The organism is Clostridioides sp. ZZV15-6598 (assembly GCF_020657705.1).
Lineage (GTDB): Bacteria > Bacillota > Clostridia > Peptostreptococcales > Peptostreptococcaceae > Clostridioides > Clostridioides difficile_F.
In genome coordinates, this window is the sequence record NZ_JAGWCS010000069.1 from 1 (window position 1) to 21,493 (window position 21,493).

20 protein-coding genes, 1 pseudogene and 2 other annotated features are annotated in these 21,493 nt (G+C 26.9%); all 21 genes and pseudogenes read left to right on the forward strand.

Annotation, left to right across the window (positions count from 1 at the left end):
• Positions 1–82 precede the first annotated feature (82 nt).
• Positions 83–577 carry a methylated-DNA--[protein]-cysteine S-methyltransferase gene (locus KGF50_RS13455; RefSeq protein ID WP_227848521.1) on the forward strand — a complete coding sequence of 165 codons (495 nt, stop codon included), beginning with the start codon at positions 83–85 and terminating at the stop codon, positions 575–577.
• An 86-nt stretch (positions 578–663) separates the two neighbouring features.
• On the forward strand, positions 664–1,041 hold the full coding sequence (locus KGF50_RS13460) for a C-GCAxxG-C-C family (seleno)protein (RefSeq protein WP_227828500.1): 378 nt from the start codon (positions 664–666) through the stop codon (positions 1,039–1,041).
• A gap of 345 nt (positions 1,042–1,386) precedes the next feature.
• Complete coding sequence (locus tag KGF50_RS13465; RefSeq protein ID WP_227848522.1) at positions 1,387–1,827, forward strand: SufBD protein; 441 nt, start codon at positions 1,387–1,389, stop codon at positions 1,825–1,827.
• A gap of 142 nt (positions 1,828–1,969) precedes the next feature.
• Entirely contained in the window at positions 1,970–2,839 is an 870-nt protein-coding gene (locus KGF50_RS13470; protein ID WP_227848523.1) for a helix-turn-helix domain-containing protein, read from the forward strand.
• 532 nt (positions 2,840–3,371) lie between these two features.
• Entirely contained in the window at positions 3,372–4,679 is a 1,308-nt protein-coding gene (locus KGF50_RS13475) for a hypothetical protein (RefSeq protein WP_227848524.1), read from the forward strand.
• Positions 4,680–4,764: 85 nt separating this feature from the next.
• Positions 4,765–5,025 (forward strand) — a binding site (T-box leader).
• A 125-nt stretch (positions 5,026–5,150) separates the two neighbouring features.
• Entirely contained in the window at positions 5,151–5,954 is an 804-nt protein-coding gene (locus KGF50_RS13480; RefSeq protein ID WP_227848525.1) for an amino acid ABC transporter substrate-binding protein, read from the forward strand.
• Positions 5,955–5,991: 37 nt separating this feature from the next.
• A complete protein-coding gene (locus KGF50_RS13485) occupies positions 5,992–6,603 on the forward strand; it encodes an amino acid ABC transporter permease (protein ID WP_227848526.1) in 612 nt (203 codons plus the stop codon).
• Positions 6,604–6,635: 32 nt separating this feature from the next.
• Positions 6,636–7,307, forward strand: a complete 672-nt coding sequence (locus KGF50_RS13490) for an amino acid ABC transporter ATP-binding protein (protein WP_227848527.1) — start codon at positions 6,636–6,638, stop codon at positions 7,305–7,307.
• A 278-nt stretch (positions 7,308–7,585) separates the two neighbouring features.
• Entirely contained in the window at positions 7,586–7,840 is a 255-nt protein-coding gene (locus tag KGF50_RS13495) for a hypothetical protein (protein WP_413926822.1), read from the forward strand.
• 176 nt (positions 7,841–8,016) lie between these two features.
• Positions 8,017–8,166: pseudogene (locus KGF50_RS22575) on the forward strand (replication initiation factor domain-containing protein); the annotation flags it as partial.
• A 75-nt stretch (positions 8,167–8,241) separates the two neighbouring features.
• Positions 8,242–8,604, forward strand: coding sequence for an arsenate reductase family protein (locus KGF50_RS13500; protein WP_227848529.1), 363 nt, complete (start codon positions 8,242–8,244; stop codon positions 8,602–8,604).
• Positions 8,605–9,256: 652 nt separating this feature from the next.
• Complete coding sequence (locus tag KGF50_RS13505) at positions 9,257–9,958, forward strand: DUF4253 domain-containing protein (protein WP_227848530.1); 702 nt, start codon at positions 9,257–9,259, stop codon at positions 9,956–9,958.
• A 370-nt stretch (positions 9,959–10,328) separates the two neighbouring features.
• A complete protein-coding gene (gene larE, locus KGF50_RS13510; RefSeq protein ID WP_227848531.1) occupies positions 10,329–11,147 on the forward strand; it encodes an ATP-dependent sacrificial sulfur transferase LarE in 819 nt (272 codons plus the stop codon).
• A 53-nt stretch (positions 11,148–11,200) separates the two neighbouring features.
• Positions 11,201–12,349 carry a THUMP domain-containing class I SAM-dependent RNA methyltransferase gene (locus KGF50_RS13515; protein WP_227848532.1) on the forward strand — a complete coding sequence of 383 codons (1,149 nt, stop codon included), beginning with the start codon at positions 11,201–11,203 and terminating at the stop codon, positions 12,347–12,349.
• Between the two features lie 141 nt (positions 12,350–12,490).
• Positions 12,491–13,870, forward strand: a complete 1,380-nt coding sequence (locus tag KGF50_RS13520) for a hypothetical protein (RefSeq protein ID WP_227848533.1) — start codon at positions 12,491–12,493, stop codon at positions 13,868–13,870.
• A gap of 28 nt (positions 13,871–13,898) precedes the next feature.
• Positions 13,899–14,597 (forward strand): cell wall metabolism DNA-binding response regulator WalR, encoded by a 699-nt coding sequence (gene walR / locus KGF50_RS13525; RefSeq protein WP_227848534.1) that lies wholly within the window; start codon positions 13,899–13,901, stop codon positions 14,595–14,597.
• A 2-nt stretch (positions 14,598–14,599) separates the two neighbouring features.
• The gene (gene walK, locus KGF50_RS13530; protein ID WP_227848535.1) at positions 14,600–16,033 is read left to right on the forward strand and encodes a cell wall metabolism sensor histidine kinase WalK; all 1,434 of its coding nucleotides are present in this window, start codon (positions 14,600–14,602) and stop codon (positions 16,031–16,033) included.
• Positions 16,034–16,054: 21 nt separating this feature from the next.
• Positions 16,055–16,795 (forward strand): tRNA pseudouridine(38-40) synthase TruA, encoded by a 741-nt coding sequence (gene truA / locus KGF50_RS13535; RefSeq protein WP_227848536.1) that lies wholly within the window; start codon positions 16,055–16,057, stop codon positions 16,793–16,795.
• A 105-nt stretch (positions 16,796–16,900) separates the two neighbouring features.
• Positions 16,901–17,108, forward strand: a binding site (T-box leader).
• A 262-nt stretch (positions 17,109–17,370) separates the two neighbouring features.
• Positions 17,371–18,570: an argininosuccinate synthase gene (locus tag KGF50_RS13540; protein ID WP_227848537.1), complete on the forward strand. Its 1,200-nt coding sequence runs from the start codon at positions 17,371–17,373 to the stop codon at positions 18,568–18,570.
• A gap of 403 nt (positions 18,571–18,973) precedes the next feature.
• Entirely contained in the window at positions 18,974–20,026 is a 1,053-nt protein-coding gene (locus tag KGF50_RS13545) for a BtrH N-terminal domain-containing protein (RefSeq protein ID WP_227848538.1), read from the forward strand.
• A 226-nt stretch (positions 20,027–20,252) separates the two neighbouring features.
• On the forward strand, positions 20,253–21,416 hold the full coding sequence (locus KGF50_RS13550; protein WP_227848539.1) for a MerR family transcriptional regulator: 1,164 nt from the start codon (positions 20,253–20,255) through the stop codon (positions 21,414–21,416).
• Positions 21,417–21,493 lie beyond the last annotated feature (77 nt).

The following is a 21,493-nucleotide window of genomic DNA, read 5'->3' on the forward strand; positions in this document are numbered from 1 at the left end:
AAGAGTTACTCTATATTTTTTAGGGTAACTCTTTATTACTTGAAAAATTATATGTATACTAATATAAAAGGGGGGAAGTTATATGAGTTTAGTATATGATGTTTATGAGTCTAAAATAGGAAATTTGTACATATTGAGTGAAGATGGTTTTGTAGTTGGCTTAGATATAGGAGATGAAAAATTTAATAATTTAAAAGAAGAATATATTAAAAAAGGAATAGATATAAAAAGAAGTAAAGAAGATTTAAAAGAAGCAATAAATCAGATAGATGATTATTTTAATGGAAAAAGAAAAACATTTGATTTGAAAATACGTGTTGATGGCACTGAATTCCAAAAATCTGTCTATGAAGAAATGTTAAAAATACCTTATGGAAAAACACTCTCATACTCAGAAATAGCACAAAATATAAATAATCCAAAGTCTGTTAGAGCAATTGGACAAGCAAGTAAAAGCAACAGAATTCCAATAATAATACCTTGTCACAGAGTTGTTGGTAAAAATAATATTGGTGGATATATGGGGAATCATTCTGACTTAAAAAAAATACTATTAGATTTAGAAGAAAATAGTTAAATTGGTTAAAAGTGATTTTTTTGTTAATATTTGATATAATTATGTTAGAAGAGATTTTTAATTTATAATGATAAGGGGGAGTTTTAATGTGCAATAAAGTTATAGCATCAAAATATCATGAAAAGGGGTTCAATTGTGCAGAGTCAGTTATAAAAGCATATAATGAAGAGTTTAATACAGATATACCAGTTTGTTTAGGGAGTGGATTAGGTTCAGGTTGTGGAGTAGCTAGTTTATGTGGTGCAGTAAATGCCTCAAATATAATAATTGGATATGTAAGAGGTAGAAACCATGAAGGTGAAAGCACTAAAGCTAAAGCATATGCTAAAGATTTGACAACAACAGTAAGAAATGAGTACGGTTCAGAGTTATGTATAGACTTAAAGAAAGATTTAGTTGCATGTAGAGAGATAATGGATTTTGCATACGATAGTTTAAAAGAAACTTTAAAAAAGGAACTATAATAAATATAAGTTATAGAATATAAGCTATTTGATATAATATATTTAATAAGTCTATTATATTCTAACTTATTAGTTACAAATAAAACGTAATGAACTTTAAAATAATATTAGATTTTTACATTATAAAGACGCTCATAAAGGAGCGTCTTTTTGCTAGTATAATTTAGAAAAAAATTATGTTATTTATTAACAGAATTTAAATGACAGTTGAGCATTAGCATTCATTGATGTAAATCAGATTAATTAACAGATAATATTTATAGAGGTATCTCAATTATTTCTATTTATTTTTTGTTATGTTATACTCAGCTTAAATAAATATTTGTTACAAAGGAGATGAAAATATTGGAAAATATTGATTTACTTATTAATGACTTATGTTCAAAAAATCATAATGAGGCATATAAAACTTTTTTATTTCTAGAAAATGAAAGCAAAAAATCAAATATTACATACTGTTTCTTTGATCATTTTCTAGATATGATTAATAATGAAAGTTCATATATTCGTATAAGAGGATTGTTGTTAATAGTTGCAAATGCTAAGTGGGATACTGATAATAAAATTGAAATTAATATAGATAGTATACTAAGTCACATCGTGGATAAAAAGCCTTCTGTATCGAGAAATTTTATTCAGTCATTACCTAATATCACAAAGTATAAGAAACAACTTATTAATCGTATAAGAGCGGAATTAAGTAATGCAGATATAAGTATTTATAATGATAATATGAAACCATTAGTAGAAAAGGATATAAGTAATACATTATCTAATCTTGAGTAAAGATATATTGTCTAAATTTTACCAGTTGCCATCATCATTAGTGATTAAATTTTTTATTAGTGATTAAGTTTTTTTGACAATAGCAAGAAATGTGAAAACAGCTAAGACAGAATTATATACAATCATACTAGAAGGAGGTATTATGAAAACTAACTTAGAAACAATACAGGATGTAGTTGATTATATTGACTTAAATTTAGAAGAAAAATTAGATTTGGATAGTATTGCAAAAGAAATAGGGTATTCAAAATATCATCTAAGTAGAATGTTTGTAAATGTTGTTGGATTTACTGTTCACAATTACATACAAAGAAGACGATTGACTGAAGCAGCAAGATTACTAACTTTTACAGATAAACCAATTATGGAAATCTCATTATTTGCTGGATATGAAACACAACAATCTTTTACAATCGGATTTAAGGCTATGTTTAAATGTAGCCCACAATCATTTAGAAAAAAAGGCGATTTTCATCCTGTACAATTAAAGTTTACTGTTGATGGAAAAGAAACTTTGAGAGGTGATAGAATGATGGAAGTTAAAATGGTTGAAAATGATAAAATTCTTTTAGTAGGCTATAAAGGAAATACATGCCTAGGGTTTTCTGTTATAGGTGAATGTGCAGAAAAAATTTATTCGAAAAAACACTTAATATCAAACAGAAGAAATACAGATTTTATTATTGGACTAAATGATTATTCACAATATAATGAAAATGAAGAAAATCAACCAGCATTTGATTACTATGCGGCAGTAGAGGTAAATTTTTTTGATAAAATACCTGAAAAAATGGTTATAAAAGAGTTATCTCCTAGCAAATATATAGTTTTTAGCTTTAAAGCAAAGAGAGAAGATAGCTTACAACCTGTTGTAGATTATGCTTATAAAGAATGGTTACCTCAGTCGACATGTCAGTTAAATGAAAATGCTAAATATGATTTTGCAAGATATGGAGAATTAGTTGATAAGGATGGTAAAAGTTTGATTGAATATTGGGTTCCAATTTTATGAGTGTCATAATATGTTTGAATATATAAACTAAATAAAAGTAGTAAAAATTGTTATAATGAGTAAAAGCTTTATATGTTAAAAGAGAATATACATAATCTAATGGTAGTTTTGAAATAACAAATTAAAGCTACCATTTTTATTTTGAAAAATCATTTAATGAAATAGATTTAGTTTGTTAAATACATTATTTATAAGATTATAGATAATATATTGTTAAAGAAAATATTTGATAAATTAAATGTTTTCTTTGACAATGTATATATATGAATGATAATATCTAAATGAATAAAAGCTATGGTAGTAAAATGATTTCTTACAATCCATTTTAGGTATTATTAATAAATAAAAAATTTAAAAATACATAATGTGTCTAACAAACGATGATACTAGAATGATACTGTTTTTATAAGAAATTATAAAATACATAATTAATAAAAATAATATATTGAATTATATAATAGATTGGGTTTTACTAAATAAAAAAGAACTGAAATCCCCATGTTATTATACAAAAGCAAAGGTGGGAATAAAAATGAAAGAAATTGATGATGCTATAATATCAGCATATTTAAGCTATGGTATCAATGAAGATATTAGTATCTATGAAGGTAGATTTTGCATATATTTAGATAAGAAATATAGATGTAATGGAAAAATTTATTATAAAATGACACCTCCAATATCCATAAGTTTTAAAGCAGATATAGGTTGTATTGAAGATATAGAAAATGAAGATGACAACCTAGTTTTGGACTATGATAATGCTATTCTTGAAGTCTATGGTTATAAGATTATTTCTATAACAATAAATACTCTAAGTGATTTTGGAATAGAAGGATATATCAATGATGATTGTATAAAATCTAAAAATTCTTATGTTGAACATGTAGATTTTAATATAATAAATTTAGATAAAATACCTGGAAAACTTATAAAATACAATGATAAAGTATATGCAGGTAGAATTGAATTTGATATAAATGATTATGTTGTTACTATAGATAAACGGTATGATTATAGAAAAGAATTAAAGTCAGATTTGAAGTCTAAATCTGGAGCAATAATAACTCATATAGGTAGGATTAGAAGAAAAGATGGTAGAATTTTTAGAACTAATAATACCATAAATCTTTTAGATAGAATATCAACAGCCTTGAGTTTTATGTGTGGCAGATATGTTGGATTTTGTTTGGCAAAAGGATATAGAAATGGTAATGAAGTTTATAGAATTTGGAATGAAAATCAAATAACACCTTTTAGATATGTACCAACATGGTCAGATACACTGTCAAATTATCATAATATGGAAAAATATATAAGTCTCATGTGTAAAAAATTAGAAGATTTTTATTATGGTTCTGCGATAAAGAGTGTTGTTGATTGGTATATAGAGTCTCTTGGAAGTGTGACTATGGAAAATAATATAATATCTGTACAGATTGCACTTGAAACTTTGTCATATGTAATGCTGGTAGAGCAAAATAAGGTGCTTACAGATGAAACTTTTGACCATAATTTGGCATCTAAAAATATCAGACTTCTACTTGATATATGTAAGATACCATATGGTAAATATGAGTTAGATATATTTGATAATATGATAAAAAAGAAGTTTGATGATGGAATAGATTTAGTTATTTATTTAAGAAATAGTATAGTTCATCCAAGCAGAAAAGCTCATAGAGCTACATTAGAAGTTGAAGATATTTGGAATATAATTTCAATCGGAACAAGATATATTGAACTTGTTTTGCTTTTTATTTTGGGATATAAAGGAGAGTATTCTAATAGATTGGTAGAACGATGTTATGGTGAGGTGGAAGTTGTACCTTGGAATTAGATTTTTATATTTATTTTAAAATATATATTGACAGATATTGCCTTATGATATAAAATCAATATCATAATAAGAATTCAAAACAACATTAAATGCTACGAAAAGAAATAGTAAAAGTAAGTAATCTTAAACAGAGAGTTTCCGATTGGTGAGAGGAGCAATAGATTTTACTTTGAACACATCTTTGAGCAGGACTCTGAAAGAGTAAAAACACTTTACTAGGAGCTTCCCGGTATCCTTGCACCCGTTATAGTGCTAGAGTATAATTTTTATTGTACTTAAAGAGGTTAGTGTCGTGAGGCATTAATGAACAGAGGTGGAACCACGAGATTTAACTCCCGTCCTCTAGCAATAGCTAGAGACGGGAGTTTTTTAATATAATTTTTTAAGCGCGCAGAGAATTATATTACAATAGATACATTTTTTCTGAAATAATCAAAATATTTAAAAATTTAAAAGGCGAGGGAGAATATTATGAAAAGTATATTAAAAAAATTAGGATTATTTACAATTATGTTAGGTTTAGTAAGTGGAATGGCAGGTTGTTCAAAATCAGATAATGGAAAAGATAAAGATACTTCAAATACATCAAAAAAAGAGGTAATTGTGGGATTTGATAATACATTTGTACCAATGGGATTTTTAGATGAAAAAGGAGAAACAGTGGGATTTGATGTTGATTTAGCAAAAGAGACATTTAAGAGACTTGGAATGGAAGTTAAATTCCAACCAATAGATTGGTCAATGAAAGAAACAGAATTAAACGATTCAAAAACTGTAGATGTATTATGGAATGGATATTCTATAACAGATGAGAGAAAGAAAATAGTATCATATACAGAACCTTATTTACAAAATAAACAAATAATAGTTACTTTAAGTGATTCAAAAGTAAATACAAAAGCTGATTTAAAGGATAAAGAAGTGGGTACTCAACAAGGTTCAACAGCTCTTGATGCAGTAGAAAAAGATAAAGATTTTATGAATAGCTTAAAGGGTGGAGCACCAGTTCTTTATGATACTTACGATAAAGCACTTAGAGACTTAGAAATAGGTAGAACTAGCGCAGTTGTTGGTGATGAAGTTTTAATTAGATACTATATGGGACAAAAAGGTGAAGATAAATATAAAGTATTAAAAGAAGACTTTGGATTAGAAGATTATGTTGTAGCAACATCTAAGGAAAATCCAGAACTTTGTAAGAAAATAAATGAAACATTACAAGAAATGAAAAAAGATGGAGCTTTTGACAAAATTTATGATAAGTGGTTTAAATAAAAGATAAGTTAGCTGTTAAGAAGGGGGCACTAAAGGCATGTTACAAGGTTTAGAAATAGTTATAGCAATGTTTTGTATAACATTGGTAGTATCAATTCCATTGGGGATTGGAGTTGCATTTTTAAGATTATCAAAAAATAAATTAATAAGTGGTATTACACAATGTTATATATTAATAATGAGAGGAACACCTTTACTTTTACAAATGATAGTCATATTCTATGGTTTACCTCTTATAGGAATTGTGTTTGATAGGTTTACAGCTGGAATAGTAGCTTTCTTCTTAAATTATGCAGCATACTTTGCAGAAATATTTAGAGGTGGAATACAATCAATAGATAGAGGTCAATATGAAGCTTCAAAAGTACTAGGGTTTGACAAATTTACGATGTATAAGAGAATAATATTTCCACAAGTTTTTAAAAGAATACTAGCACCTATTTCAAATGAAGTAATTACATTGGTAAAAGATACATCTTTAGTATATATATTAGGATTAAATGATATTTTAAGAATATCTCAGATAGCAATGAATAGAGAAGCAAGTTTGTTACCACTATTTGAGGCAGGAGCAATATATCTTATATTTGTAGCTATACTTACTAAGGGATTTGAATTACTTGAAAAAAAATATTCTTATTACAGATAAAGCTACAATAATTATAGGAGGAGGTTTTTTATATGTTGAAAATCAGGAATTTAAATAAATCATTTAAAAAAAATAAAGTACTTAAAGATATTTCTTTTGAACTAGAAGAAGGTCAGATTGGAGTTTTGCTTGGCAAATCTGGTGCAGGGAAGACCACAATATTAAGATGTATAAATGGTCTTGAAGAATTCGATAGTGGAGAAATTATGATAGATAATGAAATAATAAAAAATAAGAAAGACATGGCAAAAATACGTGGTAAAATAGGTATGGTTTTTCAAAACTTTAATCTATTTCCTCATATGACTGTTCTTGAAAATATAATTGAATCTCCAGTTAATGTTTTTAAAGTTCCTAGAGAGGAAGCTGAAAATAGAGCTAAAGAACTTTTGAGATTAGTTGATTTAGAAGATAAATTAAATTCATATCCATTTGAATTGTCAGGAGGACAGCAACAAAGAGTTGCTATAGCTAGGTCTTGTGCACTTATGCCAAAAGTTCTTTGTTTTGATGAGCCTACTTCTGCACTTGATATTGATACTATTCAAAAAGTAGTAAATATAATGAATAGACTTAAAGATAAAGGCATGACTATACTGATAATTACACATGATGTTGTATTTTCAAATAGTGTTGCAGATAAGATTATAAGTATAAAAGATGGTATAGTTGAGGATATTCAAATAAAAGAAAAAATTGTTTAAATTTTTATAAATGAAATTTATATTAAAATTTTATAAAAAAATAAGGATTGTTTGTCTGATTTTTACAATGAAAAATATAAATTTTAATATATAATTATATAAGATTTATATTTAAGTATTGATTTAAATTTTGTATCAAGGAGGAGATATTGGTCATGCTAACTCCATATTTAACATTTAATGGTACTTGTGAAAAAGCATTTAACTTTTATGCTGAGGCTTTCGGAGGTGGAAAAACTCTGTTTGCACGATTAGACAGCAATCCAAGCAACCCTGTTATGCACGCAAGTGTTACTTTCACAAAGTATGAAGGTTGCATAATGGGGGCCGATATAGACGAGCCTGCTGTAATTTCTGGCATGGCGATTTGTGTTGTTCTACCATCTCGAGAAGTGATAGAAGAAATATCTGTAAAACTTGCCAAGGGTGGTACGCTTGTGCAAGGATTTTTACCACATCCACCACCAGATCAAAATGATGGTGGTGCTGAAGTGCTTGATAGGTATGGGTATACTTGGTATCTGAGTACATAGTTAAAACAAGAAACCTACAATTAATAAGCATAATATAGAGCAGATAAATTTCAATTTAACAATGTAGTAAAAAAGTCGTGACCTCAAACTGTCACGGCTTTTACTTGTATAAAAATTTAAAAAATGTATAATATAAGATTAAAATTATAGAAATACCATACTTCATGCCCAAATAGCTAAAGAAAAAGTGCGACAAAGAAGAATTCATCAGCAACAGTAACAATTATAGATTTAATGAAAGCAAATACGGAGATTTTGATACAACTAAGACTGTCTACTTTGATGCTGGGAAATCTGAACTGTCCTATCATATTTATGATAAAAATTGATTATAATATACATATTATGGGTATAAAATTATAAATATAAAGATAAAAAATTAGAAAGGAAGTTTTACTATAATGATTAAATTATATGGATATACAAAGTGTTCTACAGTTAAAAAAGCAAAAAATTGGCTTAAAGAAAATAATTTAAAATTTGAGGATATAGATATGGTTCAAAATCCACCAAGTAAAGATGAATTAGAATCAATTTATAATATTAGTGGGTATGATATAAAAAAATTTTTTAATACAAGTGGAATGAAATATAGAGAATTAGGTCTTAAAGATGTAGTGAAGACTGAGACAGATGATAAACTTCTAGAAATATTAGTAAGTGATGGTATGCTTATTAAAAGGCCACTACTATTTGATGGTAAAAATGTACTGCTAGGGTTTAAAGAAGATGTATGGAAAGATATTTTATTAAAAGAAGAATAGAAATCAATAGGTGTATTAGTTAAAATTTTTAATTGATACACCTATAAATTTATGTATTAAATTTAAACTTGAATAGAATTATTAACTATTAGATAGTAGAATCTTGTACCTTCTGAGCTTAATACATTAAATAAATACATATCTTTTTATATAAAAGTACTATTAAATCTAAATCTTGATTTTAATCTGTTAATTCTTGCAAACTTGCATGTGATTTTTTAGAATTTATACTATACATAAAGCCTAAAAAGTATAATATTATTTATTATTTTGAGGATATTTGTTACTATTAAAAAAATATTCGCATTAAATTTGTCTTAAATAAATTTAATGTGAATAAATATGCCCTTTCTTATACAAATTATATCATTTATTTCATTTAAAATAACATAATATTACAACGAATTATTACAAAATTACTTATTATTAACCATGAACATTTGTTTTGTGATATTATATTTATATGAGGATATTGTCATAAAAAACATTATATTTATATAAAAAATTAAATGAAAAATTTATTTGATATAAATGTTTTTTATAAACTATGCCTCTACTTATAGTTTTACAAATAATAATAGTATTTAAAAATTTGACAACAAAAAAAGAAAACTTTCAAAAGAATTAAATCTAAAAAGAATAGGAGATAAATATGGGTATTGAAGATTTATATGGTTTTGAATGTGTTCCTGTGAACAATGAGATTGATATTGACAATTTATTAGAGACGATGATAGAAGATGGTAAAGAAAAAGGGTATACACCAATTATAATTATCGATGAAAAGGTAGGATTGCTAAAAGAAAACATTGATATTATTAATAAAGAGTATGGATCTCTTGAGAACTACAAAGAGTATTGTCTGAAAAAATATAATGAAATTGATGTAAATGAATTTTTCAAGTATAGGAAGAATGAAATTTCAGAGATGATGAAAGAACTCATAGATTCAGAAGATACTTTTTGTGACTATAAAAGTTTTAACCCAATTACAAATATAGATATATTTCAAGAAAATAACAAAGTTTACATAGCTAAAGTACCAACAACTAAACCTTATGAAGTATTTGCATATATACCAATTGGTGGATTTAACGATTGTCCTAGTGATGAAGAGCATATAGCAGTTGCAAAATATTGGTACGAAAACTATGGAGTGTACCCAATAGCAATTGGATGTGATACAGTTCAATATTTTTCAAAAAATACAACTAGTGATAATGAAAAGTTTAATAACTTATGCATAGAATTAATCTTGTACTGTGAAGATATTATTGTACAAGGATATGAGACATTAAGAGCTCTAAAAGAGGTAATACAAGGTTCAACCATATGGCTTTTTTGGTGGGATTGATATAGAACTGTGTAAACTATAAGTATTAAGTTTAAGTTTTTAGAATATTTCTAATGATAGTATCTTTTTGTAATTTACAATTATATTACTAAGAAGAGTAATTATATGAGAATAAAATCGTGAACTTAGCCATGAAGATAGGCTATTGACACTTCATGGCTTTTAAGCATATTTCTGTATTACACTGTTTTGTTTTTATATAGTGTAGTACAGTAATATGTTTAAATTGTAAAGATATAAATAAAAGTACTTTAATATTATAATTAATATACTTAAAAGTGATTCTAATTTTTTAAATATATACTTTATATGTTATAATCATTAAGTATGTAAAAAATAAGAATAGTTTTAGAGTTCATATTTTCTGGATATGGAGGTAGATTTAGTGAAGGAAAGAGAGAAGTTAGAAAAATTAAGAGAAAAATTAATTGGATTAGAAAGTGTGGCAGTTGCTTATTCAGGTGGAGTTGATAGTAATTTCTTACTTAAAGTAGCAAGAGATACATTAGGAGATAATGTTATAGCTGTAACTATTCATGCAATGATGCACTCAAATAGAGAAATAGAAGAAGCAAAGCAATATACTAAAAATTTTGGAGTTAAACATATTATATTAAAAATAGAAGATTTTGATTTAAAGGAATTCAAAGAAAATGGTGTTGAAAGATGTTATCATTGTAAAAAATATATATTTACTAAAATAAAAGAGGTCGCAAAGGAACATAATATAAAGTACATAGTAGATGGAACCAATGTAGATGATTTAGGAGACTATAGGCCAGGTCTTAAAGCATTAAATGAATTAGAAGTAATTAGTCCATTAAAAGAAAGTGGATTAAAGAAAGATGAAATTAGGTTACTTTCAAAAGATATGAAATTAGAAACCTTTAATAAACCATCATTTGCATGTCTTGCAAGCAGAATTCCTTATGGTGTTGAAATTACAGATGAAAAGCTTAGGATAATAGAAAAGAGTGAAGAATATTTATCCGATTTGGGTTTTTCTCAATTTAGAGTGAGAATGCATGAAAATATAGCTAGAATAGAAGTTAATCAGGAAGAATTAGGTAAATTTTTTGAAAATAACAATTTTAGTAAAGTTGCTACTAAATTAAAAAAATTTGGCTTTAAATATGTTACACTAGATATGTCAGGATATCAAATGGGAAGTATGAATTTAAATATGTAAACAGGTTAAAAAATAAATAATCGTTGTAATTAATATAAGAAACAGGAGGTTTTATGAAAAACTATACATTAATATCGCCATGTTTTTTTGGAATGGAAAAAATGTTGGCTAGAGAAATCACTAATTTAGGATATGAAATAATAAAAACAGAAGATGGAAGAATAACATATAAGACAGATGAATTTGGGATAGCAAAATCAAACATGTGGTTGAGATGTGCAGAAAGAGTACATCTTAAGATTGCTGAGTTTGAAGCAAAAAGCTTTGATGAATTATTTGAAAATACAAAAAGGATAAATTGGTCCAAATATATACCTTATGGAGCTCAATTTCCTATTTCAAAAGCTTCTTCTATAAAATCAAAATTATACAGTACACCAGATGTACAAGCTATAGTAAAAAAAGCTATTGTAGAAAGCTTAAAGAAAAGTTATTTAGAGGATGGTTTGCTTAAAGAAGATAAAGAAAAATACCCTATATTTGTATTTATACACAAAGATAAAGTAACTCTTTCAATAGACACAACAGGAGATGCTTTACATAAAAGAGGATATAGAGAAAAAGCAAACAAAGCTCCAATAAGAGAAACTTTAGCTTCTGGACTTATATACTTAACTCCTTGGAAAGCAGGTAGGACTTTAGTAGACCCTATGTGTGGTTCTGGTACTATATTAATTGAAGCAGCCATGATAGGTATAAATATGGCACCTGGATTAAATAGAGAATTTATATCAGAAAAGTGGAGAACGCTTGATAAAAAGATTTGGTGGGATGTAAGAAAAGATGCTTTTAATAAAATAGACAATGAATCTAAATTTAAAATTTATGGATATGATATAGATGAAGAATGTATAGATATAGCTCGAGAAAATGCAGAAATAGCAGGTGTAGATGAATATATAGAATTTAATGTAGGAGATGCAACTAAGTTTAAAAGTGAAGAAGAATTTGGATTTATAGTTACCAATCCACCTTATGGAGAAAGACTAGAAGATAAGGATAGCGTTAAACAATTATATAAAGAACTTGGCTATGCATTTAGAAAGTTAAAAAATTGGTCATATTATCTGATAACTTCTTATGAAGAATTTGAATATGAATTTGGGCAAAAAGCAGCTAAAAAGAGAAAATTATATAATGGTATGCTAAAAACTAACTTTTTCCAATATCCAGGGCCTAAACCTCCTAGAAATAATAATTAGATTTTATATTTATCATAAGTTTTATCAAAATAATAAAGTTTTGTTAAAATAAGTAAAACCTTATGAGGATTTGAAACGTCTAACTATTGTGAGGAGATTTTTGCAAGAAAAATTTAAGATTGTAGGATTAGGAGGAGTTAAATGAAGTTATTAAAGCTTATTATTGTATCAGGTTTAATGATGTTATTTGTTACTGGATGTAATGTTAAAACTGAATCTCCAGAACAATTGGCAAAGATACCTGACTATGATGATACAAAAAAAGTATTGTACGATGGTATAGATCAGCTACTAAAACCAGACTCATCTATGATATTGCCTTCTAATACAAAAGAAGTAGGAAAAATAAATAAGGTAGATTTAAATAGTGATGGAGTTGATGAGTTAGTAGTATTTGAGCAAAAAGAAGATTTAAGTAATAATGTTAATAAAGTAGGTTTTGTAACTTTAAGTTACAATGGTGAAAAATATGTACTAGGAGACCATTATCTAGAAAATGGAGAATCAATAGAATATGCTAATTTCTATGATTTGGATTCAGATGGATATAAGGAAGTTATTTTACTTGTTAAATCCAAAGATAAAACTAATATGCATATATACAAAGTGAGGGATAATGAAATCACAAAAGTATACGATTTAGATGCTTCTTGGATTCAAAATAAAGAAGATTTTAACGATATGAAAGTAAAGATTGGTTATATAGATGGAGATGACAAGATAGATATACTAATGCTTCATTTGAATAATAAAACTAATGAGATGTTTGCAACTGTTGCAAATTTTGATGGAACTATGAAGGTTAAGGATTATGTCAAATTTGAAAATGTAAAAAATCTAAATGAGTTATATATAACTCTAGGTAATGTTGCTTCATCTGTTGGAAACTCGGCTGCATCCATAAAAGGTGTTGTACTTGATATTCCCATGTTAAAGGAAAATAATTATATCACACAGATATTATATATGAAAAATGATAAAATTCAAAAAGTGTTTAGTGATTATGATAAAACTATTACTAAACCTTATTACATACCTGTTGATGATGTTGATAAAGATAAAATTATAGAGATACCTATAGTTGCTGGAGGAAATAGAAATACCTATACCTCTAAAGCATCTGCTAATATAAGTTGGTACAGATGGAATGGGAAAGAAGACTCTAATTCAAAATTAATATTTATAAGCCAGATATACTATAATTATAAATACAATTTTAGGTTATTTATGCAAAACAATTTAGTAGATAAAATAATTGTTGAACAAGAGTTTGTTGGGGAAAAAGCTGTGTTTAAATTTTACTATTTTGATTATTCAGACCGTAAGAATTTATTTAATATAATAGTAGAGAGTAAAAATAAACTTGAAGATAGAAAAAGTGCAAATACACAAAATTCTATTGTACTTCAAGAAAGTGATGAGTATACTTTTTTACTAGTTATAAATGATGCAAGTGAAATGGATAAATTAGATATTACTATAGACGCATTAAAAGAGTATTTCTCATTAATATATGGTTAATATTATACTCAATTGGAGGTTTTATTTTATGAAGGAAAAAATACTTATACTAGAAGATGAAATTGGAATTAGAAGTTTTGTCAGTATAAACTTAAAAAGAGAAGGCTATGAAATAGTTGAAGCAGGTACTGGTAGAGAAGCTATAGAAAAAATGACAACAGAAAATGACATTACAATAGCTCTTTTAGATGTAATGCTTCCAGATATAAGTGGAATAGAGGTTTGTAAATTTATAAGAGAAAATTTTGATCAAGTTGGTATAATAATGCTTACCGCAAAAGCTCAAGAAGATGACAAAATAGAAGGATTTATTTCAGGAGCAGATGATTACATCATAAAACCATTTAGTATAAAGGAACTTTTAGTTAGGGTTTCTGCTCTTATTAGAAGAGTTGCAAAAGATGATTCAAATGTTAAGTCAAGTGAGATAGTCTCGCCACCATTTATACTTGATATAGATAAAAGAAAATTATTTAAGAATGGTAAAGAGATTGAACTTACTCCAACAGAATTTTCAATAGTAAAATACCTGATATCAAATGCTAAACAATCATTAAGTAGAGATCAGATATTAGATGAGGTATGGGGAACTAATTATTTGTATGATTTTAAAATAGTAGATGTAAATATAAGAAGGATAAGAAATAAAATAGAAGATGACCCATCAAAACCAAAATATATACAAACTATTTGGGGTTATGGATACTGTTTTAGAAAGGAAGAATAATAGTGTTACATTTTGAAGGTCTGAGAAAAAAAGTAATAAAAAACTATTTTATAATAATTATTATAATGGTAACTCTGTTTGAAGGGCTATTCATGTTTTATATACAAAACTATTACTATGATTCTGTTAAACAGCTACTTGAATCTGAAATAAAATATGCTGATGAATATAATGCTATTACAATGGAAACTACAAGCTTTGAGAAAAAAGTCAAAAATATTTTTGATAAACAGCCATTAACAAAGAATTCAGAATTTGGGATTTCGATAATAGATAAGAATAAAAATGTTATATTGGACCAATATGGATTTAAAAGTAAAGAAAAAGCAAATTATGAAGATGTAGATAATGCATTAAGAGATGTGAAGACTAAAAATTTAACACCATATACTTATAAAATACCAGATACAGGAGAGCATGTCATGAGCATCTCCTTACCACTCAAAGTAAATAATATTATAGAAGGTGTCGTTAGATACACTGTTTCATTAGATGGAATTGATAACGCCATATTAAAGCAAGCTACATGGCTTATATTGGCAGGAATATTTATACTTATTATAGCTATATTAATAAGTCTCAAATTTGCTGAGACTCTTATAAAACCATTGAGAGAGCTAAAGAAGTTTGCAAACGAATTAGCTGTAGGAAACTACAATATAAAATTAGAAAATATGAAGATTGTAGATGATGAAATTGGTGATTTAGCACAGACATTTGAACATATGGCACATGAAATTGATAAGAGTGAAAAATTGAAAGAAGAATTTATATCTTCTGTATCTCATGAATTGAGAACTCCTCTTACATCTATAAAAGGATGGAGTGAAACATTAGGATATGAAAGTATAACTAGAGAAGAGTTAGATTTGGGTCTAGGTATTATACAAGATGAGACAGAAAGACTTATAAAGCTGGTAGAAGAATTATTGGATTTCTCAAGGCTTTCTTCTGATAGGATAAAGCTTCATGTTGATATAGTTGATGTTGAAGGACTAGTTGTTGGTGTTGTAAATCAGTTGAAAGTTAAAGCAGCTGAAAAAGATATATCACTTTTATTTGAATTTGAAAATGAATTCATAGAAAATATCCAAGGAGATAAAAATAGACTAAGACAAGTTCTTATAAACTTAATACAAAATTCATTTAAATTTACTAGTCAGGGTGGTTACATAAAAGTTGTAGCTTCACAGGATGAAGATGTAACAACTATATCAGTTGAAGATAATGGTTCAGGAATAGAAAAGCAAAATTTAAATAAAGTTTTAGATAAATTCTTCCAGGAAGATTACAATAAGGCTGGCAGTGGATTAGGTCTTGCAATTAGTAGTGAAATTGTAAAACTTCATGGTGGAGTAATGAAAATAGAAAGTGAAAAGAACATTGGAACAAAAATAACTTTTAATATAAAAAATAAATTTGCTAAACAAGCATAAATTCTTAGAAAGAGGATTAAGATGAGAAATATAAAAATGATAGTAGCGTATGATGGTTCAAGATATAAAGGTTATCAAAAATTAGGTGATAATGACATGACTATACAAGAAAAGCTTGAGTCTGTCTTAAGTAAAATGGCCGACGAAACCATTGAGATAATTGGTTCTGGGAGAACTGATATGGGAGCACATGCAAGAGGTCAAGTTATAAACTTTAAAACAAATTGTATGGATTCAGTAGATAAAATTCAAAAATATCTATATGAATATCTGCCAGAGGATATAGTTGTAAAAACTGTTGAGGAAGCTGATGAAAGATTTCACTCAAGATACAATGTAAAATCAAAAACGTATTTATATAAGATTGATAATAATAAATATCATAGTCCTTTTATGAGAAAGTATGCTGCACATATAAGTAAAAAATTAGATTTAGATAGAATGAGAAAAGCAAGTGAGTACTTAATAGGAGAACATGATTTTACTAGCTTTGCTTCTTCTAAGTCTAAGAAAAAATCTAATGTAAGAGAAATTTACTCAATAAATATAAAAGAAAATGATGATATTGTAGAAATATATATAGAGGGAAATGGCTTTTTATATAATATGGTAAGAATAATAGTAGGAGCATTAATAGATGTTGGTCTTAAAAGAAAAGCACCACAAGATATTAAGTATATGCTTGAGTTGAAGGACAGAAGTAAATCATCAGACACTGCACCAGCTAAAGGACTATGCCTTTGGAAAGTAAAATATGAGTAAGCTTAAAAAGAAAACATTTTAAAAAGAAAATAAATTATATAGTTGACATAAATGGAAAAATAAACTATTATATATTCTATAAGAGATATCTAAAAAATTTGATATTTAAATCCGATGAAAAAGAGAGTAACTTTTATGTATTTTATAGAGAGCTGAGGATGGTGGAAGCTTAGCAAATAAGTATTAGTGAAAAGAACTTTTGAGGATACTAATTGAATTTAGTATGTTAGTAGGTAATCTCGCCTTAAGAGAAAGAGTGGATAAGTTTATCTTATCAATTAGAGTGGTAACGCGGATATATTTCGTCTCTTGGTTTTTCCAAGAGGCGTTTTTTAATATATTTATTTACTAATATGTATTTAGTAGTTATACATTTACTGATTGATTAGCTAAGTTTATCAATAAGAGTGGTACCGCGGATATTTCGCCTCTTAGTATTTAAAAATACTGAGGGGTTTTTTTAGTATTAAAATGATTTTATAAGAGTCTACATTTTTAAAGTCATTCAATATTAAGAGTTTCTATTAAAAAATAAAAATATAAAAATCATAATTTAAAATTGGGAGGAATTAACAATGAAGGAAAAAGTAGTATTAGCATATTCAGGAGGACTTGATACATCAATTATAATACCTTGGTTAAAGGAAAATTATGAAGATATAGAAGTTATAGCTGTTTGTGGAAATGTAGGTCAAGAAGATAAAATGGAAGATGTTTATGAAAAAGCTTTACAAAGTGGAGCATCAAAAGCTTATGTAGATGATATAAGTGAAGAGTTTGTGACTGAAACTATATTTAAAGCTGTAAAAGCAGAAGCAAAATATGAAGGAAAATATTTATTAGGAACTTCTTTAGCAAGACCTATAATAGCTAAAAAATTAGTTGAAGTTGCTCATAAAGAAGGCGCAAAATATATATGCCATGGATGTACAGGAAAAGGTAATGACCAAGTTAGATTTGAAGCTACAATTGCAGCTCTTGACCCAACTATAAAAGTTATAGCTCCTTGGAGAATATGGGATATAAAATCAAGAGAAGATGCTATAGATTATGCTGAGAAACACAACATAAAAGTGACAGCAACTAAAGCTAAAATATATTCAGTAGATGCTAACCTTTGGCATGTATCAACAGAAGGTGGAGACATAGAACATCTACAAAATGAGCACAAAAAGGATGTATATAAACAATGTGTAGACCCTGAGGATGCATGTGATGTAGCTGAATATGTAGAAGTTTATTTTGAAAAAGGTGTGCCTAAAAAGATAAATGGTGAAGAATTATCTCCAGTGGAATTAATTCATAAATTAAATGAGTTAGGTTGTAAGCATGGAATTGGAGTTATAGATATAGTTGAGAATAGACTTGTTGGTATGAAATCAAGAGGTATATATGAAACTCCAGGTGGAACAATTCTTTATGAAACACACAATATTTTAGAAAGTGCTACTTTAGATAAAGATACACTACACTTTAAGCAAATGGTATCTTACAAATATGGAGAACTTATTTATAATGGATTATGGTACTGCAAATTAAGAGAATCTATAGATGCATTTATGGAACAAACTCAAGACAATGTTACAGGGACAGTAAAAGTTAAACTTTACAAAGGTAATATAAAACCTGCTGGAATATTTACTGAAAATGCACTTTATGATGAAGGAATATCTTCTTTTGGAGATAGTGAACTTTATGACCATAAAGATGCAGAAGGATTTATTAATTTATTTACTTTACCATTAAAAATTAGAGCTATGAAGGCTGGTAAATAATAGAATATAGTAAATTAAAATTATTAGAGTATATAAGAAATGTTTTTTAGTTTTTTATGTACTCTTTTTTATATAAAATTATTACATTATACTATTTGTAATACTTTAGTTGATTATAATATAAAAAATTTTAAAACTTATTTTTCCTCAGGACTTCCTACTTATTTGTAAGCATTAAAAGTAAGATTTTCTTATAAGTTACACAATACGAATACTTATTTTTGAATTTTGCCATTGACTCTCACATTATAGGAGGGTTTATACTAAGTTTAATTAAAAATATACATGAAAAAACTGCTTATATGTAGAAAGTAATAACCATATCATTTGAAATTATAAAGATACAATTTATGAAAATACTATAATTCTATAATGAAATTATTTATAAACGGAGGTAGATTAAATGAGGAAAATAATTGAAATAAAGCACCATTTACACGATTATGAATGTATGTGGAATGGTATAGAAGATATATATATGAATAAAATGGGTGAATCTCTACCAAATGATTTTTTCTTTTTATTATCAGGTTTTGGTTCGTTTTGTTATCTGAGGACAAACAAAAAAGAATTAAAGAGAATGGTTGCTTTGGGAGATGGAAGAACCAAAAAAATGTATGAATTTTTAGCACCTATTGTTGATTTTGAATATAAACACTATGAGTTTAAAAAGTATGAACAAGCTTTAAAAAAAGCAAAATCAGAAATTGATTCTGGTTATCCAGTTGTTTTAGGAACTTTAGATATGTATTATCTGCCATATTATGAAAAATTATATCATAAAGAGCATATTCCTTTTCATTATGTGCTTATGGTAGGGTATGATGATATGGAAGAAAGAATATATTTATATGATTGTGGAAGAATTGAGTTACTCTCTCTTTCTTATGATGAACTATGCGAATGTATGAATTGTAGTTGTCCTGGATTAAGCAAAGCGAATACAATTTGTACAATTAGAATGAATAGTTCAAAGAATAAATATCAGATTGCCCAAGAAGCACTTGCTATAAAGCGTGATATGTTTTTAAATCCAACTACAGGCTTTTTAGGATACAAAGGTTTTGAAAAGTTTATTAAAGAATTGCCACAATGGAAACATGAATTGAGAAAAGATGACTATGATAGGATTTTAGTTAATATGGTTATGTTTTTTGGAACAGTACCAACTATTCCAAATGCAATCAAAGGAATTGAAGAACCAGATAGCGTTGAATTTAAAGGTGGTTTTGATAAAATGAGTAAGATGCTTAAATGTATTGGAACTGAATACAACAATGACTATTGGGTACAAGTAGCAGAAATTTTTGAAGAAAGTTCAATCATAATTGAAAAAATATCTAATATAATAATAGATTATTTATCAAATAAGGTTGATGAAACTGAAAAACTTCCTTTGCTATTTTCTGAAATTTTGAAACAAATGAAAGCTGGATACTTAATGTTAGGTATATGAATATAGATTAAGATTTCTTTTTCAATAAAAGTATATTAGCTAGATAATCAAAACTTAAATATGAAATGAGTTCAAAAAATCAAATTATATATTTATAAAGTGTTGACCCTAACACTACGTCATATTGTAATATAAAAACATAGTTTGAAAATATTAATAAATACTGATAGATATATAAGTATTTATTAATATTTGTAGCTGTAAAATAAAATTTTGAGGTGAGGCAATGAGAACAGTAAAACAAGTTTCAGACTTGACAGGAATAAGTGTGCGCACATTACATTACTATGACGAAATAGGTTTACTAAAACCAAGTGAAATTACAGAAGTAGGGTATAGGTTTTATGATGATGAAGCTATTAAAACGCTTCAACAAATTTTATTTTTTAAAGAGCTCGAGATACCTTTAAAAGAAGTTAAAGATATAATGTTAAGCCCATACTTTGATAAAATGAATGCTCTAGAAAGTCAAAGAAAGCTACTTATTATAAAACGTAAAAGATTGGATAGTCTAATAGAAATTATAGACAAAACCTTAAAAGGGGAAAATATAGTAAACTTCAAAGATTTTGATATGAGTGAATATTTTAAAGTATTAGAGGAATTGAAAATAGAGCATGAAGATAAAGTAATTAAAACTTATGGTAGTGTAGAGAAATATAATGAGCATATTGAGACGTTTAAATCTAAAGAAGATGAAATTGCTAAAATGGCTATAAAAAAATATGGAAGTATTGAGAAATATGCTGAGGCTATAAAGAAGAATTTTAATAGTGATATATTAACTTTAGCAGAGCAATTTGATGAATTTAAAAAAGATTGTTTGGAGGACAATCATCCAAAATTAAAAGAATTATATAAAAAACTTGTAGCAGATTTAAATAAGAATCCTTTGTCAAAGGAACTTCAAGAAATTGCTAAAGAGATAACAGATACATCTAAGAAAGATTATGAACTTTTTAATATGGAGTATGGAGATGATAATTGGTATGGCATGGTACAAAATTATTTACTAAATCCTATATGGATAAAAGAAGTTGATAAAAAGTATGGTAATGGAGCATGTAAATTTATTGGAGAAGTTTTGAAGCATTATTTAGGTAATAAAGAGCCTAAAATAAATATGCTATATAAAAAACTTGTGGCAGACTTAACTAAAAATCCTTCTTCAGAAGAGATTCAACAAATTGTTGAAGATATAGTGTATGAAACTAATAGAAGTAATGAATTTTACAAGATAGATGAAGGAGAGAATCATTTAGATTATTTGGCAGAACTTTGTTTACAAAATTCTATTTATATACAAGTAAATGATAAGAAATATGGTGAAGGAGCATCTAAGTTCATTGGGGAAGCTTTAAAAACTTATTCTGATAATAATAAATTGTAAATAAACAAATATTAACAATTATAAAATAGAGTAAAAAATATAAGCTAAATAATTTCAAAATTGACTATGTCTTTAAT

Coding starts and splice junctions, on each gene's coding strand:
- KGF50_RS13455 (WP_227848521.1), top strand. CDS start 83: ATGAGTTTAGTATATGATGTTTATGAGTCTAAAATAGGAAATTTGTAC.
- KGF50_RS13460 (WP_227828500.1), top strand. CDS start 664: ATGTGCAATAAAGTTATAGCATCAAAATATCATGAAAAGGGGTTCAAT.
- KGF50_RS13470 (WP_227848523.1), top strand. CDS start 1,970: ATGAAAACTAACTTAGAAACAATACAGGATGTAGTTGATTATATTGAC.
- KGF50_RS13475 (WP_227848524.1), top strand. CDS start 3,372: ATGAAAGAAATTGATGATGCTATAATATCAGCATATTTAAGCTATGGT.
- KGF50_RS13480 (WP_227848525.1), top strand. CDS start 5,151: ATGAAAAGTATATTAAAAAAATTAGGATTATTTACAATTATGTTAGGT.
- KGF50_RS13485 (WP_227848526.1), top strand. CDS start 5,992: ATGTTACAAGGTTTAGAAATAGTTATAGCAATGTTTTGTATAACATTG.
- KGF50_RS13490 (WP_227848527.1), top strand. CDS start 6,636: ATGTTGAAAATCAGGAATTTAAATAAATCATTTAAAAAAAATAAAGTA.
- KGF50_RS13495 (WP_413926822.1), top strand. CDS start 7,586: ATGCACGCAAGTGTTACTTTCACAAAGTATGAAGGTTGCATAATGGGG.
- KGF50_RS13500 (WP_227848529.1), top strand. CDS start 8,242: ATGATTAAATTATATGGATATACAAAGTGTTCTACAGTTAAAAAAGCA.
- KGF50_RS13505 (WP_227848530.1), top strand. CDS start 9,257: ATGGGTATTGAAGATTTATATGGTTTTGAATGTGTTCCTGTGAACAAT.
- larE (WP_227848531.1), top strand. CDS start 10,329: ATGGAGGTAGATTTAGTGAAGGAAAGAGAGAAGTTAGAAAAATTAAGA.
- KGF50_RS13515 (WP_227848532.1), top strand. CDS start 11,201: ATGAAAAACTATACATTAATATCGCCATGTTTTTTTGGAATGGAAAAA.
- KGF50_RS13520 (WP_227848533.1), top strand. CDS start 12,491: ATGAAGTTATTAAAGCTTATTATTGTATCAGGTTTAATGATGTTATTT.
- walR (WP_227848534.1), top strand. CDS start 13,899: ATGAAGGAAAAAATACTTATACTAGAAGATGAAATTGGAATTAGAAGT.
- truA (WP_227848536.1), top strand. CDS start 16,055: ATGAGAAATATAAAAATGATAGTAGCGTATGATGGTTCAAGATATAAA.
- KGF50_RS13540 (WP_227848537.1), top strand. CDS start 17,371: ATGAAGGAAAAAGTAGTATTAGCATATTCAGGAGGACTTGATACATCA.
- KGF50_RS13545 (WP_227848538.1), top strand. CDS start 18,974: ATGAGGAAAATAATTGAAATAAAGCACCATTTACACGATTATGAATGT.
- KGF50_RS13550 (WP_227848539.1), top strand. CDS start 20,253: ATGAGAACAGTAAAACAAGTTTCAGACTTGACAGGAATAAGTGTGCGC.